The sequence below is a fragment of the Mycobacterium talmoniae genome (genome assembly GCF_001854525.1).
Taxonomy (GTDB): domain Bacteria; phylum Actinomycetota; class Actinomycetes; order Mycobacteriales; family Mycobacteriaceae; genus Mycobacterium; species Mycobacterium talmoniae.
In genome coordinates, this window is record NZ_MLQM01000022.1 from 1 (window position 1) to 13,472 (window position 13,472).

Here is a 13,472-nt window from a genome sequence, read left to right on the forward strand (position 1 = left end):
GCTCGACGGCGCCTACCAGGTCGACGTCAACCGGACCCAGCAGACGTTCAACGGCACCCCGGCCCCGCAGCCGCCCAACGTCAGCACCTGGTGGGCGTTTCGGTCCTCCTGCAGCGCCAGCGGATGTGTCGCCACCGGTATCCAGCTCGACGACACCGACCACCAGCGGGTCAACCCGGCCGCCGCCAGTCAGCTGCTGGTGCTGGATTTCCGCGACGGCGCCTGGCAGTCGCGGCCGCAAACGCTGCGGTTCCCGTGCGTGGGACCGAACGGGGCGGCGGACAAGGAAACCACGACCCAGGCGCTGCGGCTGCAGCCGCAGCCGCACGGGCCGATGCACGGTGTGATGACCGTCACCGTCGAAACCGATGAGTGCGGTCAGCGCGGCGGCAACATCGAAATACCCGCCGTCGCCGGACGAGTCGGCGCGGTGCCGCCCGGCGTCACCGTGCCCCGATGAGCCCCGGCCCGGTGTTGGTCGCGCAATGGGCGAGGTCACGCGCGTAATGGGGTAGCGTCACGCAGATAGCGTGAACCCGAGTAGGCACGGTCTGGACTTAGCACTCCCGGCGATGCGCCCGCGAAATGCCCGACGCCTAAGGAGACCGATGTCGACTGCCTACACCGATGGGGACCTGCTGCGCGAACTCGAACCGACCGTGGAGGCCAACCTCAATCGGCACCTGTCGGCGACCACCGACTGGCAGCCGCACGATTACGTCCCGTGGGGTGAGGGACAGAACTACGCGGCGTTGGGCGGCGCCGACTGGGACGTTGCCGAATCGCGGCTGTCGAAGCTGGCGCGGATCGCCATGGTCACCAACCTGCTCACCGAGGACAACCTGCCCTCCTACCACCGTGAGATCGCCCAAAATGTAGGGATGGACGGCGCCTGGGGCGCCTGGGTGAACCGCTGGACCTGCGAGGAAAACCGGCACGGCATCGCGTTACGCGACTACCTGGTGGTCACCCGGGCGGTGGACCCCATCCAGCTGGAGACGGCCCGCGTCGAACAGGTGACCGCCGGCTTCAGCCCCGGTCAGCAGGGCCAGGGCGTGGTCTTCGCCGACACCCTGTTCGACTCCATCACCTATGTGACGTTCCAGGAGTTGGCCACCCGGGTCTCCCATCGCAACACCGGTAGGGCCTGCGGCGACCCGACCGCCGAGGGGTTGCTGCGGCGCATCTCCAACGACGAAAACCTGCACATGATCTTCTACCGCAACGTGATGGAAGCCAGTCTCGAGATCGCCCCGAACCAAGCGATCGAGTCGATCCGGCGCATCCTGACCCACTTCCAGATGCCGGGTTTCTCGATGCCCGACTTTCGGCGCAATGCCGTCACCATGGCCGTCGGCGGCATCTACGACACCCGGCAGCACCTCGACGATGTGGTGATGCCGGTGCTGCGCAAATGGCGCATTTTCGATCGCACCGACTTCAGCGGCGAGGGGGAGAACCACCGCGACCAGCTGGCCACCTTCCTGCACGGCCTGGAGGCGGAGGCGACGAAGTTCGAGGAATCCCGGGACCGTTACCTGGCGCGGGAAAAGCGCAGGGCCGCAGCAAAACTGGGCTAAGAATTACAGCGAGCCGACGGCCGCCTGCGGGCTCTGCGCGAAGCCCCAATCCAACAGGCTGGCGGCCTGATCCCAGTACGTCGGGCCGCCCTCGTGGATCAGCCCGTACATCATCGCGATCACCAGCCGGCGGCCGTTGCGGGCGGCGGCGCCGACAAACGTCTTGCGGGCGGCGTTGGTGAACCCGGTCTTGCCGCCGATCGCACCGGGATAGCGCTGCAGCAACTCGTCGGCGTTGAGGATCTGCTTCTCGCCGGTATCGGTGGGGAACATCGCCGACGGCTCCGCGGTGATCAGCGCGAACACCGGATTGGCCAGCGCAGCCCGGAAGATCACCGCCAGATCGTGCGGGGTGGTCGACCCCGAACCGCCCGGGCCGTCCAGCCCGGAGGGGGTGGCGGCGTGGGTGCTGGTGGCGCCGATCGCGGCGGCCTTGGCGTTCATCTTCGCCACCGCGGCATCAGCGCCGCCGAGCATCTCGGCCAACGTGTTGGCGGCGTCGTTACCGGACACCAGCAGCGTCGCATCCAGCAGCTGGCGGGCGGTGTAGCTGCGGCCGGGTTTGATCCCGACGCAATTGCACTCCACCTCGGTGTCGGCGGGGGTGGCGACCACACTGGAATCCAGGTTCAGCTCATCGAGCGCCACCAGCGCCAGCAGCACCTTGATGGTGCTGGCCGGCGGGTGGACCGCGTAGCCGTTGCTTTCGGCCAGGATCTGCCCGCTGTCCAGGTCGGCGACGATCCAGTTCGGCGCCGGGCCGGCCGGGATGGGAACCGAGCCCGCGGGCTGGGACACGTCGGCCGAGGCGGTGGGCGCCAGGGTGACCACCCCCGCCACGGCGACCGCGACGCACGCGATGAACTTCCGCATGGGCGCTGAGCCTAGCTGCGGCAATTGATCGTGTTCAATCGAGGAATGCTGAGCCAGGCCGAAATTTCCGACCGGTGGCAGATCCAGCAACTGCTGGTCGACTATTCCACCGCCATCGACCTCCGCCGATTCGACGACCTCGACCACGTGTTCACCCGCGACGCCTACATCGACTACCGCGCCATGGGCGGAATCGACGGCCACTATCCGGAGGTCAAGGCGTGGCTGAGCGAGGTGTTGCCGGCCTTCGCCAACTATGCCCACATGCTGGGCCTGCCGTCGATTCGGGTCGACGGTGACCGCGCCGCCGCCCGCACCTTCTGTTTCAATCCCATGGTGTTCGCCGGCGACAAACCCACCACCATGCTGTTGGGGCTGTGGTACGACGACGAGTTCGTCCGCACCGGGGCGGGCTGGCGGATGAGTCGGCGCGTCGAGACCAAGTGCTTCGACCGGGTCGGGTGACGCCGTTGCGCTATGAGTCCGATACCCGGGTGATTGAACGTGCCCTCGTCGACGTCGACCTGGCCGCGGCGACGGCCGCGGTCCGTCGGCTGAGCCCGCCGCAGACCGTGGACGTGCTGGAACGGCTGAATCGGCAGCAGCGCGCCATCCTGTACCGGCTGCTGACCAAAGAGCAGGCCCTTGCGGTGTTCGAGGATCTCGAACCGACGCTGCAGGGTGATTTGGTGGGTGCGTTGCAGCAGGAGGACGTCGCCATCCTGTTCGCCGATCTGGACCCCGACGACCGGGTCGAGTTGCTCGATGAGCTGCCCGCATCGGTGGCCCGACGGTTGATCCAGGGGCTCCCGCCGCATGAGCGGGGCCTGACCGCGACCGTCCTGGGCTATCCGCACGGGTCGATCGGGCGGCGGATGAGCCCGGAGTTCGTCGCGGTCCGGTCGGATTCCACTGCCGCGCAGGCGTTGTCGCGTGTTCACCAACGCCTCGAGGACGCCGAAACCGTCTACACCCTGCCGGTCACCGACGACCGACGCACCCTGGTCGGGGTGGTCAGCCTGCGTGATCTGCTGCGGGCGTCGCCGGCCACCCCGATCGGCGAGCTCATGCAGCCGGCGCACCCGGTGCGGGCCACCGACGACGCCGAGACCGCCGCCCGGCACTGCGCCGACCTGAAGGTCCTGGTGCTGCCGGTGGTGGACAACGAGTCGCGGCTGGTGGGCATCCTCACCGTGGACGACGCGCTGCGCATCCTGGACACCGCCGAGACCGAAGACCAGGCCCGCACCGGCGGCACCGAGCCGCTGCGGCGACCGTATCTGGCCAGCCCGATCCGCAACCTGGTCCGGGCCCGCGTGGTCTGGCTGCTGGTATTGGCGGTGGGCGCCACGTTCACCGTGCAGGTGCTGTCGGCGTTCCGCGGGACCCTGAGCCACGTGGTGGCGCTGGCGCTGTTCGTCCCGCTGCTGATCGGCACCGGCGGCAACACCGGCAACCAGGCCGTCACCACCGTGACCCGGGCGTTGGCGCTGGGGGACATCGGCCCGCGCGACACCGCCAAGGTGGTGGCCCGCGAATTCCGGGTGGGGCTGATGCTCGGCCTGCTGCTCGGGTCGGTGGCGTTCGTGCTGGCCAGCGTGGTCTACAACCGCTCGCTGGGCGCGGTGATCGGCTTGTCGCTGCTGGCCGTGTGCACCATGGCCGCCACCGTCGGCGGGGCGATGCCGTTGGTGGCCCGCGCCCTGCACGCCGACCCGGCGGTGTTCTCCAACCCGTTCATCAGCACCTTCGTCGACGCGACCGGTTTGGTGATCTACTTCCTGATCGCCAAGGCCGTGCTGCCCATCTGAGGCTGGATTACCGGCGCCGCGGCGCGTTATGGCAGGATAGGCGGCTGTCCGCCGCGCGACTACGCGCCGCTCGGCGGTCATTACACGCAAGGCAAAACCGGGTCTGGGTACTCCCGCCCCGACCGCTGAATTGCAGCGTGACACCACAGGAGATACCCGCATGGCTGTCAAGATCAAGCTCACCCGGCTTGGCAAGATCCGCAATCCCCAGTACCGCATCGCCGTCGCCGACGCGCGCACCCGCCGCGACGGCCGCGCGATCGAGGTCATCGGCCGCTACCACCCCAAAGAAGAGCCCAGCCTGATCGAGATCAACTCCGAGCGGGCCCAGTACTGGCTGTCGGTGGGCGCCCAGCCGACCGAGCCGGTGCTCAAGCTGCTGAAGATCACCGGGGACTGGCAGAAGTTCAAGGGTCTGCCCGGCGCCGAGGGCACCTTGAAGGTCAAGCCGCCCAAGCCCTCCAAGCTGGAGCTGTTCAACGCCGCACTGGCCGAGGCCGAGGGTGGGCCGACCACCGAGGCCGCCACCCCCAAGAAGAAGAAGGCCCCGGCCAAGAAGGCCGACAAGGCCGAGGCCAAGGCTGAGGACGCCGAGGCCAAGCCCGCCGAGGGCGGCGAGCAGGCCGAGACCGAGAGCTGACCCGCCGATGAGCACCGTCGTCGTCGACGCCGTCGAGCATCTGGTTCGCGGGATCGTCGACAACCCCGATGACGTCCGGGTTGACCTGGTCACCAACCGACGCGGCCGCACCGTCGAGGTGCACGTGCACCCCGATGACCTCGGCAAGGTGATCGGCCGCGGCGGGCGCACCGCCACCGCGCTGCGCACCCTGGTCACCGGGATCGGCGGCCGCGGTATCCGCGTCGACGTGGTGGACACCGACCAATAAGCACCGCGGAGCTCTGATGGAGCTGACAGTCGGGCGGGTCGTCAAGGCGCACGGGATCACCGGCGAGGTCGTCGTCGAGGTGCGCACCGATGACCCCGACGCCCGGTTCGTGCCCGGGGCCGCGTTGCGCGCCCGCAAATCCGGCAGCCCCGAGCGCAGCTACGTCATCGACACCGTCCGCGAGCACGGCGGGCGGCTGCTGGTGCGGCTGGCCGGGGTGGCCGACCGCGACGCGGCCGACGCGCTGCGCGGCAGCCTGTTCGTCATCGACTCCGACGAACTGCCGCCGATCGAGGACCCCGACGAGTTCTACGACCACCAGCTGGAAGGGTTGCGGGTGCAGACCACGGCCGGTCAGCAGCTCGGCACGGTGACCGAGGTGCTGCACACCGCCGCCGGGGAACTGCTCGCGGTGCGCCGGGAGGGCGCCGCCGAGTTGCTGGTGCCGTTCGTGGCCGCGATCGTCACCTCGGTGTCGCTGGACGCGCAGACGATCGAAATCGATCCGCCCGAGGGCCTGCTGGAGCTGGGGACCTAGTGCGTATCGATGTCGTGACGATCTTCCCCGACTACCTGGAGCCGCTGCGACAGTCGTTGCCGGGCAAGGCGATCCAATCCGGGCGGGTCGAGCTGGGGGTGCACGACCTGCGCCGCTGGACCCACGACGTGCACCGGTCGGTGGACGACGCGCCCTACGGCGGTGGACCGGGGATGGTGATGAAGGCCCCGGTGTGGGGCGCCGCGCTCGACGAGCTGTGTTCCCCGGACACCTTGCTGGTGGTGCCCACCCCGGCCGGGGTGCTGTTCAGTCAGGCCACCGCCCAGCAGTGGACCGGCGAGGGGCACCTGGTGTTCGCCTGCGGGCGCTACGAAGGCATCGACCAGCGGGTCATCGATGACGCGGCCCGGCGGATGCGGGTGGCCGAGGTGTCGATCGGTGACTACGTGCTGCCCGGCGGCGAGGCGGCGGCGCTGGTGATGATCGAGGCGGTGCTGCGGCTGCTGCCCGAGGTGTTGGGCAATCCGGCGTCGCACCACGACGATTCGCACTCGCCGGGCACCGATGGGCTGCTGGAGGGGCCCAGCTACACCCGGCCGCCGAGCTGGCGCGGGCTCGACGTCCCGGAGGTGCTGCTGTCGGGCAACCATGCGCGGATCACCGCCTGGCGTCAGCAGGCCTCGCTGCAGCGCACCCGGGAGCGCCGCCCCGACCTGCTGGACTAGCCGCGGTAACCAGGCCGCGAGTGGGAATTTCCCGACGCGACACACCGGCGAGGCGTCGGGAAATTCCCCCTCGGCGACGGGATTAGATCCGACCGCCGGGGAACATCGTCTTAACGGCCTGGGTGATGGTCTGCCGCGCGGTGGCGTCGTCGCTGGGCTGCAGCGACTCCACCACCACCACGTAGCGGTGATCGGTGCCGACGACCCCGGTCGACAGGTGCATCCAGTCGGCCCCGATGCAGCACATCCAGCCCTGCTTGACGGCGACCGGTTCGGCGTACAGGCCCTCCGGGATACCGAACCGCTGCGGGTATCCGTCGATGCCGACCGCGGTGGAGTGGGCCAGGTCGGTCATGATCACGTCGGCCCGTTCCCGGGGCAGCCCGCCGGCCCCGTCGAGCAGCATGTCGTAGTAGCGGACCAGGTCCGCGGCCGTGCTGATGGTGTTCCACCAGCGCCCGTCGCTGCCGGGCGTGGTGGCGGCCAAACCGTAGCGGGCCGCCACCCGGCTGATGATCGCGTCGCCGCCGCCCGCGCTCCAGAACTTCTCGGCGGCGTTGTCGTCGGAAGATCGCAGCATCACGTCCAGCTCGGCGCGCTCCTCCGGGGACAGCTTGGTGGCCCCGTCCGACTCGTGTAGCAGCAGATCGTCGGCGATGAATAACTTCGCCACCGACGCGGTCGCGATGTTGTGCGCCGAGCCGTTGGAGATCAGTTGACCGGTGGCGCGGTCGAGCACCGCCGCCGAGATGCTGGCGCCCTGCGCGGCCGCTTCGGCGGTGGCCTGTTCGATACGGGCCGGCAGGCCGTCGAGGTCGGGGGTGGCCTGTCCGGCCGGCGCACCCGGGCCGTTCAGCGCGGTAGCCATCGGGGTGACCACGGCGATGCGGGGCGTGGGCGCGCTGGCCGCCGGTGCGACGTGCACCTTGCCGACGCACGCCCCCACCAGCACCGCCACCGAGGCGATGGTGAGCAGCAGCTTCGACGGCCGCGCGCGCATGGGCCTCCTCAGGACGCGTAACGCAAACTGTGAGTGGGCTCGCCGCATTCCGCCGCCCGCGCATTAGGGTACCGGAGGTCGGCCCCGCTCTCCGGTACATCTGCCACGTCAGCGTGCCTTCCGACGCTGGATAGACGGCCCGGATTTCCGGCGATTTCACCGCATGGAGGCCATCTGGCACAATTGAGCAGTTGTCGTCGAGCAGTTGCCGGCTGCCGGTTGGCTTAGCCTGCTGCACGACACGCCACAATGCCCGAATCCAATCGGCTCGGTGAGCACGCCACGCCCCCTGCGTGAGCAGCTGCCCGCAGTCGCGACCCGCAAGGAAGTGCCTTCGGAAATGAACACGCTGGACTTCGTCGACAAGGCGTCGCTGCGCGACGACATCCCGGCCTTCGGTCCTGGCGACACGGTCAACGTGCACGTCAAGGTGATCGAGGGCACCAAGGAACGCATCCAGGTGTTCAAGGGTGTGGTGATTCGTCGGCAGGGTGGCGGTATCCGCGAGACGTTCACGGTGCGCAAGGAAAGCTACGGCGTCGGCGTGGAGCGGACCTTCCCCGTGCATTCCCCCAACATCGACCACATCGATGTCGCGGTCCGCGGCGATGTGCGTCGCGCGAAGCTGTACTACCTGCGTGAGCTGCGCGGCAAGAAAGCCAAGATCAAGGAAAAGCGCTGACCTGGTGGGGGGCGACCGGCGCAGCGCCCCGCGACCCCGTGTGCGGCGCGCCGCGCCGCGGGCCCCGCTGACTACGCTGATCTCGTGACCGAAACCACCGACTCGTCACCTGAGAATCCACCCGGTGCTGACTCGGCTGCCGCCGACGCCGCGCCCGAGACGCCGGCCGACGCCGCGCCGGAGGCACCTGCCCCGACCGCGGAGCAGGCGCCCACCGAGGGTGAGCCGGCCGGCAAGAAGCGGGCGGCGCTGCGTGAAGCCGTCATCCTGGTGTCCATCGCGGTGGTGCTGTACTACCTGATGTTGACGTTCGTCGCCCGGCCCTACCTCATCCCGTCGGAGTCGATGGAACCCACCCTGCACGGGTGCCCGGGTTGTGTGGGCGACCGCATTTTGGTGGACAAGGTCAGCTACCGGTTCTCTGCGCCGCGTCCGGGCGACGTGGTCGTCTTCAAGGGGCCGCCGTCGTGGAATATCGGCTACAAGTCGATCCGGTCGCACAACGCCGCGGTGCGCGCCGTGCAAAACGCGCTGTCCGTCATCGGGTTCGTCCCGCCCGACGAGAACGACCTGGTCAAACGGGTCATCGCGGTGGGCGGCCAGACCGTGCAGTGCCGTGCCGACACCGGGCTGACCGTGGACGGCAAACGCCTCAACGAGCCGTATCTGGATCCGGCCACCATGATGGCCGACCCGACGGTGTACCCGTGTTTGGGCAGCGACTTCGGCCCGGTCACCGTCCCGCAGGGGCGGCTGTGGGTGATGGGCGACAACCGGACCCATTCGGCGGACTCGCGTGCGCACTGCGCCAACACCCCCGACGGCGTGCGCGAGCACGTGCTGTGCACCGGTGACCCGACGGCGGGGACGGTGCCGGTGGGCAACGTCATCGGCAAGGCGCGGTTCATCGCCTGGCCCCCGACGCGCTGGGGTGGTGTTGATTCGGTAAACCCGCAGCAGGGTCCCTAGCCATGGCGTCGACCTGGCCGCCGCGCCCGGTGATCCGCAAGTCCTCTGGGTTGCGCACCCTGGAGTCGGTGCTCTACCGCACCGGGCTGGGGCCGGTGGCCGGCGTCGACGAGGTGGGCCGCGGCGCCTGCGCGGGACCGCTGGTGACCGCGGCCTGTGTGCTGGGTCCGGGCCGGTTGGACAGCCTCGCGGCGCTGGACGACTCGAAACGGCTCACCCCTCAGGCGCGGGAGAAGCTGTATCCGCTGATCTGCCGGTACGCGCTGGCCTACCACGTGGTGTTCATCGATTCGGTGGAGGTCGACCGCCGCGGGGTGCACGCGGCCAATATCGAGGGGATGCGCCGGGCGGTGGCCGGGCTGTCGGTGCGGCCGGGTTATGTGCTGTCCGACGGGTTCCGGGTGCCGGGGCTGCCGATGCCGTCGCTGCCGGTGATCGGCGGCGACGGGGCGGCGGCCTGCATCGCCGCGGCCAGTGTGCTGGCCAAGGTCAGCCGGGATCGGTTGATGGTGGCGATGGACGCCGACCACCCCGGCTACGGGTTCGCCGAGCACAAGGGCTACAGCACCCCGGCGCACACCGCGGCGCTGGCCGCGTTGGGGCCCTGCCGCGAGCACCGGTTTTCGTTCATCAATGTGCGCCGAGTGGCGACCTCGTCGGGTCTGCAGATGATCGCGGAGCCGGTGACGCCATGCGGCGAGCCCGGATGAGGAAAGATGGAACTGACAACCGCCGAGAAGGACAGCTGAGCCGATGAGTGCCGAAGATCTCGAGAAGTACGAAACCGAGATGGAGCTCTCGCTGTACCGCGAATACAAAGACATCGTGGGCCAGTTCAGCTACGTCGTGGAAACCGAGCGGCGCTTCTACCTGGCAAACAGTGTGGAGATGGTGCCCCGCAACGCCGACGGCGAGGTGTATTTCGAGCTGCGGCTGGCCGACGCCTGGGTGTGGGACATGTACCGGCCGGCCCGCTTCGTCAAACAGGTGCGGGTGGTGACCTTCAAAGACGTCAACATCGAAGAGGTGGAAAAGCCCGAGCTGCGGCTGCCCGAGTAGCGCCGCGGACCGGTCGGCGGGGGCAGACTGGGACGTAGCGCGGCATCTCGGGAGGGAGTTCCGATGGGCGGCTACGTCGACGTCGTCACCGACGCGCTGCAGCGGATGGACGACTTGGGCTACGAACGCGGTGAGCATCACTTCGCCAACCACGGGCCGATGGCCGCCGAAGCGTTGGCGGTGCTCGGGTTTGACACCGAGGTTCCCGGCTGGGTGGGCGGGTATCGACGCCGGATGGACCACCACCCACCGCCGGAGCCGCGGTTTGCGCTCGACGCTGACGACGAGGCGTCGTGGCGGCCGGCGCTGGGCGCCTTCGACCGGGCCGGCGACTGGGAGCTGCTGTTTCGTCGCCAGCTCGACCAGCAGCCCTGGCCCGCCGTCCTCGCGGCATGGTGGCCGCGGCTGCTGCCGGGGTTGTTCGCGCGCCTGACCCACGGGCTGATCCGGACCGCGCACGCGGTGCGCGGCGTGGCCGGGGCCGCCGACCCGAACCCGGTCCAACTCGGTGAGCTCGCCCGCGGGCTGGCGTTTTGGGCGGCGGGCTACACCGCCCTGCCCGGCACCGCGCGCCTGACCGGGTCGGCGAGCGTCGCCGCCGCGGTGGCCGCGCTGCCGCGCGCCGACGACGACGCGCCGCTGGACGCTCACCCGGGGTATGCGGCGGGCTTGGGCGCGCTGGCCGCGGCCGACCCGGATGCGCTGCTCAGCGACATGACCGCGACGTTCGCCGGGGTGTATTTGGCGCACCCGGAGGCGGCCCCGGTGCCGCTGGTGCACGGCGTGACCGCGCCGGCGGCGATCCGGCTGGTGCTGCCGTACCTGCCGGATGCGCTGCGGCTGCCGACGGTCGCCGCGATGTGGCAAAGCCACCTGGCGATGCTGCTGACCTTCACCGGCTCGGCCGCCGGCGAGGACGACGTCATCCGGCGGGCCGCCGACGTCGACGCCCCGCCGGTGGCGGAGTTGATCGGCCGCGCCCTGGATCACGGCGACGAACACGTCATCAAGTTCACCGAGGCGGCGCTGCGTGAGCACGCGCTGCGACCGGATGCGCGGTTCCTGCCGGCCATCCTCGCCGCCCAGCAACGGATCCCGCGCCCCGGCTAAACCGGTGCGCGATTTTGTCGGCGGGGCGCGGGCGCCGCGGCGCCTGCTCTACGCTTACGCCATGACCGATCAGGACCGCGCCGTCGCGCGCCGCGAGATCACCGACGCCCTGCTCAAAGCGCTGGAGCGCCGCCACGAGGTGCTCGACGTGATTGTCGACGCCGAGGATCGGCCCGCCGCGGTTGACGCGATCGCCGCCCTGCTCGACACCTCACGGCTGGGCTGTGAAGCCGTGATGGGGATGTCCTTCGATCAGCTCACCAAGGACTCCCGCCGCAGGATCGCCGACGAGCTGGACGACCTGAACAAGCAGTTGACCTTCACCCGCACCGAGCGGCCGGCCAGCGTGGCCGACGCGCTGGAGTTGCGGGTGTTCGCCGGGGACGCCGACCGCGACATCTTCGCGGTGCGTACCGCCGAGATCGGGTTCCGCGGCGACGGATCCGGGCAGCCCGCCGGCGACCTCGACGACGAGATCCGCGCGGCGCTGGCCCGGGTGGACGACGAGGAAGCCGCCTGGTTCGTCGCCGTCGACGACACCGAAAAGGTCGGCATGGTGTTCGGTGAGCTCGCCCACGGCGAGGTGAACGTGCGGATCTGGATCCATCCCGAGCACCGCAAGAAGGGCTACGGCACCGCCGCGCTGCGCAAGGCCCGCTCGGAGCTGGCCGCCTATTTCCCGGGTGTGCCGCTGGTGGTGCGGGCCCCCGGCGCCCGGCCCAGCTAACCCCGGCGCCGCCTGCCCAGGGGTATTCTGGACAACAGCCGCGATATCTGGATTCGCGGTCGGCGGATGAGGCTCCGCCACCCTTTGCGTCGCTCGGCGCTGATGGCTTCTGCTAACAGCATCTGTTTGGAGACGCGTGTCTCCCAGGCGGAAGGGGTCGCCATGGGTACTGCGATTGAAGTGGAAGGATTGACCAAGTCCTTCGGGTCCGCGCGGATCTGGGAGGACGTCACCCTGGAAATCCCGGCGGGCGAGGTCAGTGTGCTGCTGGGTCCGTCGGGTACCGGCAAAACCGTGTTCCTGAAAGCCCTGATAGGTCTGATACATCCGGAGCGCGGCTCGATCATCGTCAACGGAACCGACATCACCAAATGCTCGGGCAAGGAGCTCTACGAGATCCGCACCCTGTTCGGGGTGATGTTTCAAGACGGCGCGCTGTTCGGGTCGATGGACCTGTTCGACAACACCGCATTCCCGCTGCGCGAGCACACCAAGGAGAAAGAAAGCGAGATCCGTGACATTGTCATGGACAAGCTGAAGGTGGTTGGGCTCGGTGGCGACGAGAAGAAGTTCCCCGGTGAGATCTCCGGTGGTATGCGCAAGCGCGCGAGCCTTGCCCGTGCGCTGGTGCTCGACCCGCAGATCATCCTGTGCGACGAGCCGGACTCGGGTCTGGACCCGGTGCGTACCGCGTATTTGAGCCAGTTGCTGATCGACGTCAACGCCCAGATCGACGCCACCATATTCATCGTGACGCACAACATCAACATCGCCCGCACCGTGCCGGACAACATGGGCATGTTGTTCCGCAAGCAGTTGGTGATGTTCGGGCCGCGCGAGGTGCTGTTGACCAGTGACGAGCCGGTGGTCAAGCAGTTCCTCAACGGCCGGCGGATCGGGCCGATCGGCATGTCGGAGGAAAAGGACCAGGCCACCATGGCCGAGGAGCAGGCCATGCTCGATGCCGGTCAGCACCACGGCGGTGTCGAAGAGATCGAATTTGTGCCGCCGCAGCTCACCGCCACACCGGGGTTGCCGGAGCGCAAAGCGGTCGAACGGCGACGGGCCCGGGTGCGTCAGATCCTGGACACGCTCCCGAAAAACGCGCGGGAGGCGATCCTCGATGATCTGGAGGGCATCCACAGATACCACCCCGGCGAGTTCGCCGGCTCGGTGAGCGGTTAACCGGGCCGTTTTGGTGTTCCCCTATTCCCGATGACGGGGAGGAGGCGATCATGGGAGATACGCATCATGATCCGTCGGATCATTCCCGGACCACACAACCGCACGCCGGGATCACGATGAAGGACAATTTGTTGTGGCCCGGGTTGATCCTGTTGGCCGTAGCGTTATCCGCGATGGTCAGCACGGCGGTGGTGGCTGCCTATCGGCACTATGAATGGCTCGGCGCGACGGTCCTTATCGCCGTGCTCGGAACGGTTGCCGGAGCGCTATGGTTCGTCGTGGAGTTTCGCCGCGTGACCCACATGGATGAGCAGTGGGCACGCGCGCACCGTGATAGTCAGCTCGGGCAGCGCGCTGCCTGA

General features: G+C 68.9%; 17 protein-coding genes and 1 pseudogene. 16 read left to right on the plus strand and 2 right to left on the minus strand.

The window, feature by feature from the left end:
• A partial coding sequence (locus BKN37_RS29065; RefSeq protein WP_479724548.1) for an Rv2253/PknI dimerization domain-containing protein occupies positions 1-460 on the plus strand: 460 nt, incomplete at its 5' end.
• A 148-nt stretch (positions 461-608) separates the two neighbouring features.
• The gene (locus tag BKN37_RS06675) at positions 609-1,580 is read left to right on the plus strand and encodes an acyl-ACP desaturase (RefSeq protein WP_071023609.1); all 972 of its coding nucleotides are present in this window, start codon (positions 609-611) and stop codon (positions 1,578-1,580) included.
• A gap of 3 nt (positions 1,581-1,583) precedes the next feature.
• Here the strand turns inward: BKN37_RS06675 and BKN37_RS06680 are convergent, their stop codons facing one another.
• The gene (locus BKN37_RS06680) at positions 1,584-2,453 is read right to left on the minus strand and encodes a D-alanyl-D-alanine carboxypeptidase family protein (RefSeq protein WP_071023611.1); all 870 of its coding nucleotides are present in this window, start codon (positions 2,451-2,453) and stop codon (positions 1,584-1,586) included.
• Between the two features lie 45 nt (positions 2,454-2,498).
• Here BKN37_RS06680 and BKN37_RS06685 point away from each other — a divergent pair, with 45 nt between their 5' ends.
• The 6 genes from BKN37_RS06685 (at position 2,499) to trmD (ending at position 6,378) form a co-directional block, all read left to right on the plus strand.
• Positions 2,499-2,918, plus strand: coding sequence for a nuclear transport factor 2 family protein (locus tag BKN37_RS06685; RefSeq protein WP_071023614.1), 420 nt, complete (start codon positions 2,499-2,501; stop codon positions 2,916-2,918).
• A 29-nt stretch (positions 2,919-2,947) separates the two neighbouring features.
• Positions 2,948-4,264: a magnesium transporter gene (mgtE, locus tag BKN37_RS06690; protein ID WP_242657122.1), complete on the plus strand. Its 1,317-nt coding sequence runs from the start codon at positions 2,948-2,950 to the stop codon at positions 4,262-4,264.
• Positions 4,265-4,424: 160 nt separating this feature from the next.
• Positions 4,425-4,904: a 30S ribosomal protein S16 gene (gene rpsP, locus BKN37_RS06695; RefSeq protein WP_071023619.1), complete on the plus strand. Its 480-nt coding sequence runs from the start codon at positions 4,425-4,427 to the stop codon at positions 4,902-4,904.
• 7 nt (positions 4,905-4,911) lie between these two features.
• On the plus strand, positions 4,912-5,154 hold the full coding sequence (locus tag BKN37_RS06700) for an RNA-binding protein (protein ID WP_071023621.1): 243 nt from the start codon (positions 4,912-4,914) through the stop codon (positions 5,152-5,154).
• A 16-nt stretch (positions 5,155-5,170) separates the two neighbouring features.
• On the plus strand, positions 5,171-5,692 hold the full coding sequence (rimM, locus tag BKN37_RS06705) for a ribosome maturation factor RimM (protein ID WP_071023623.1): 522 nt from the start codon (positions 5,171-5,173) through the stop codon (positions 5,690-5,692).
• Positions 5,692-6,378 carry a tRNA (guanosine(37)-N1)-methyltransferase TrmD gene (gene trmD, locus BKN37_RS06710; protein WP_071023626.1) on the plus strand — a complete coding sequence of 229 codons (687 nt, stop codon included), beginning with the start codon at positions 5,692-5,694 and terminating at the stop codon, positions 6,376-6,378. The genes rimM and trmD overlap by 1 nt, the downstream gene beginning before the upstream one ends.
• Before the next feature lie 82 nt (positions 6,379-6,460).
• On the opposite strand, the gene BKN37_RS06715 is transcribed toward trmD, so the two are convergent.
• On the minus strand, positions 6,461-7,378 hold the full coding sequence (locus BKN37_RS06715; RefSeq protein WP_071023628.1) for a serine hydrolase: 918 nt from the start codon (positions 7,376-7,378) through the stop codon (positions 6,461-6,463).
• 340 nt (positions 7,379-7,718) lie between these two features.
• Between BKN37_RS06715 and rplS the strand changes: the two genes are divergently transcribed.
• The 8 genes and pseudogenes from rplS (at position 7,719) to usfY (ending at position 13,472) form a co-directional block, all read left to right on the plus strand.
• Complete coding sequence (gene rplS, locus BKN37_RS06720) at positions 7,719-8,060, plus strand: 50S ribosomal protein L19 (RefSeq protein ID WP_071023630.1); 342 nt, start codon at positions 7,719-7,721, stop codon at positions 8,058-8,060.
• Positions 8,061-8,144: 84 nt separating this feature from the next.
• Positions 8,145-9,029, plus strand: coding sequence for a signal peptidase I (gene lepB / locus BKN37_RS06725; protein ID WP_071023632.1), 885 nt, complete (start codon positions 8,145-8,147; stop codon positions 9,027-9,029).
• Between the two features lie 2 nt (positions 9,030-9,031).
• Positions 9,032-9,786: pseudogene (locus tag BKN37_RS06730) on the plus strand (ribonuclease HII).
• Positions 9,783-10,088, plus strand: a complete 306-nt coding sequence (locus tag BKN37_RS06735) for a DUF2469 domain-containing protein (RefSeq protein ID WP_012393608.1) — start codon at positions 9,783-9,785, stop codon at positions 10,086-10,088. The pseudogene BKN37_RS06730 and the gene BKN37_RS06735 overlap by 4 nt, the downstream one beginning before the upstream one ends.
• 63 nt (positions 10,089-10,151) lie before the next feature.
• The gene (locus BKN37_RS06740) at positions 10,152-11,198 is read left to right on the plus strand and encodes a questin oxidase family protein (RefSeq protein ID WP_071023636.1); all 1,047 of its coding nucleotides are present in this window, start codon (positions 10,152-10,154) and stop codon (positions 11,196-11,198) included.
• A 61-nt stretch (positions 11,199-11,259) separates the two neighbouring features.
• Complete coding sequence (locus BKN37_RS06745; protein ID WP_071023703.1) at positions 11,260-11,925, plus strand: GNAT family N-acetyltransferase; 666 nt, start codon at positions 11,260-11,262, stop codon at positions 11,923-11,925.
• Positions 11,926-12,087: 162 nt separating this feature from the next.
• Positions 12,088-13,110 (plus strand): ABC transporter ATP-binding protein, encoded by a 1,023-nt coding sequence (locus tag BKN37_RS06750; RefSeq protein ID WP_071023638.1) that lies wholly within the window; start codon positions 12,088-12,090, stop codon positions 13,108-13,110.
• A 50-nt stretch (positions 13,111-13,160) separates the two neighbouring features.
• Positions 13,161-13,472 carry a protein UsfY gene (gene usfY / locus BKN37_RS06755; protein WP_207547212.1) on the plus strand — a complete coding sequence of 104 codons (312 nt, stop codon included), beginning with the start codon at positions 13,161-13,163 and terminating at the stop codon, positions 13,470-13,472.

What these genes read in the sequence shown, in the direction of transcription:
- BKN37_RS06750 (WP_071023638.1), top strand. Translation starts at nt 12,088, where the DNA reads ATGGGTACTGCGATTGAAGTGGAAGGATTGACCAAGTCCTTCGGGTCC.
- BKN37_RS06675 (WP_071023609.1), top strand. Translation starts at nt 609, where the DNA reads ATGTCGACTGCCTACACCGATGGGGACCTGCTGCGCGAACTCGAACCG.
- BKN37_RS06715 (WP_071023628.1), bottom strand. Translation starts at nt 7,378, where the DNA reads ATGCGCGCGCGGCCGTCGAAGCTGCTGCTCACCATCGCCTCGGTGGCG.
- BKN37_RS06700 (WP_071023621.1), top strand. Translation starts at nt 4,912, where the DNA reads ATGAGCACCGTCGTCGTCGACGCCGTCGAGCATCTGGTTCGCGGGATC.
- BKN37_RS06745 (WP_071023703.1), top strand. Translation starts at nt 11,260, where the DNA reads ATGACCGATCAGGACCGCGCCGTCGCGCGCCGCGAGATCACCGACGCC.
- rimM (WP_071023623.1), top strand. Translation starts at nt 5,171, where the DNA reads ATGGAGCTGACAGTCGGGCGGGTCGTCAAGGCGCACGGGATCACCGGC.
- rpsP (WP_071023619.1), top strand. Translation starts at nt 4,425, where the DNA reads ATGGCTGTCAAGATCAAGCTCACCCGGCTTGGCAAGATCCGCAATCCC.
- usfY (WP_207547212.1), top strand. Translation starts at nt 13,161, where the DNA reads ATGGGAGATACGCATCATGATCCGTCGGATCATTCCCGGACCACACAA.
- BKN37_RS06735 (WP_012393608.1), top strand. Translation starts at nt 9,783, where the DNA reads ATGAGTGCCGAAGATCTCGAGAAGTACGAAACCGAGATGGAGCTCTCG.
- BKN37_RS06685 (WP_071023614.1), top strand. Translation starts at nt 2,499, where the DNA reads ATGCTGAGCCAGGCCGAAATTTCCGACCGGTGGCAGATCCAGCAACTG.
- BKN37_RS06740 (WP_071023636.1), top strand. Translation starts at nt 10,152, where the DNA reads ATGGGCGGCTACGTCGACGTCGTCACCGACGCGCTGCAGCGGATGGAC.
- rplS (WP_071023630.1), top strand. Translation starts at nt 7,719, where the DNA reads ATGAACACGCTGGACTTCGTCGACAAGGCGTCGCTGCGCGACGACATC.
- BKN37_RS06680 (WP_071023611.1), bottom strand. Translation starts at nt 2,453, where the DNA reads ATGCGGAAGTTCATCGCGTGCGTCGCGGTCGCCGTGGCGGGGGTGGTC.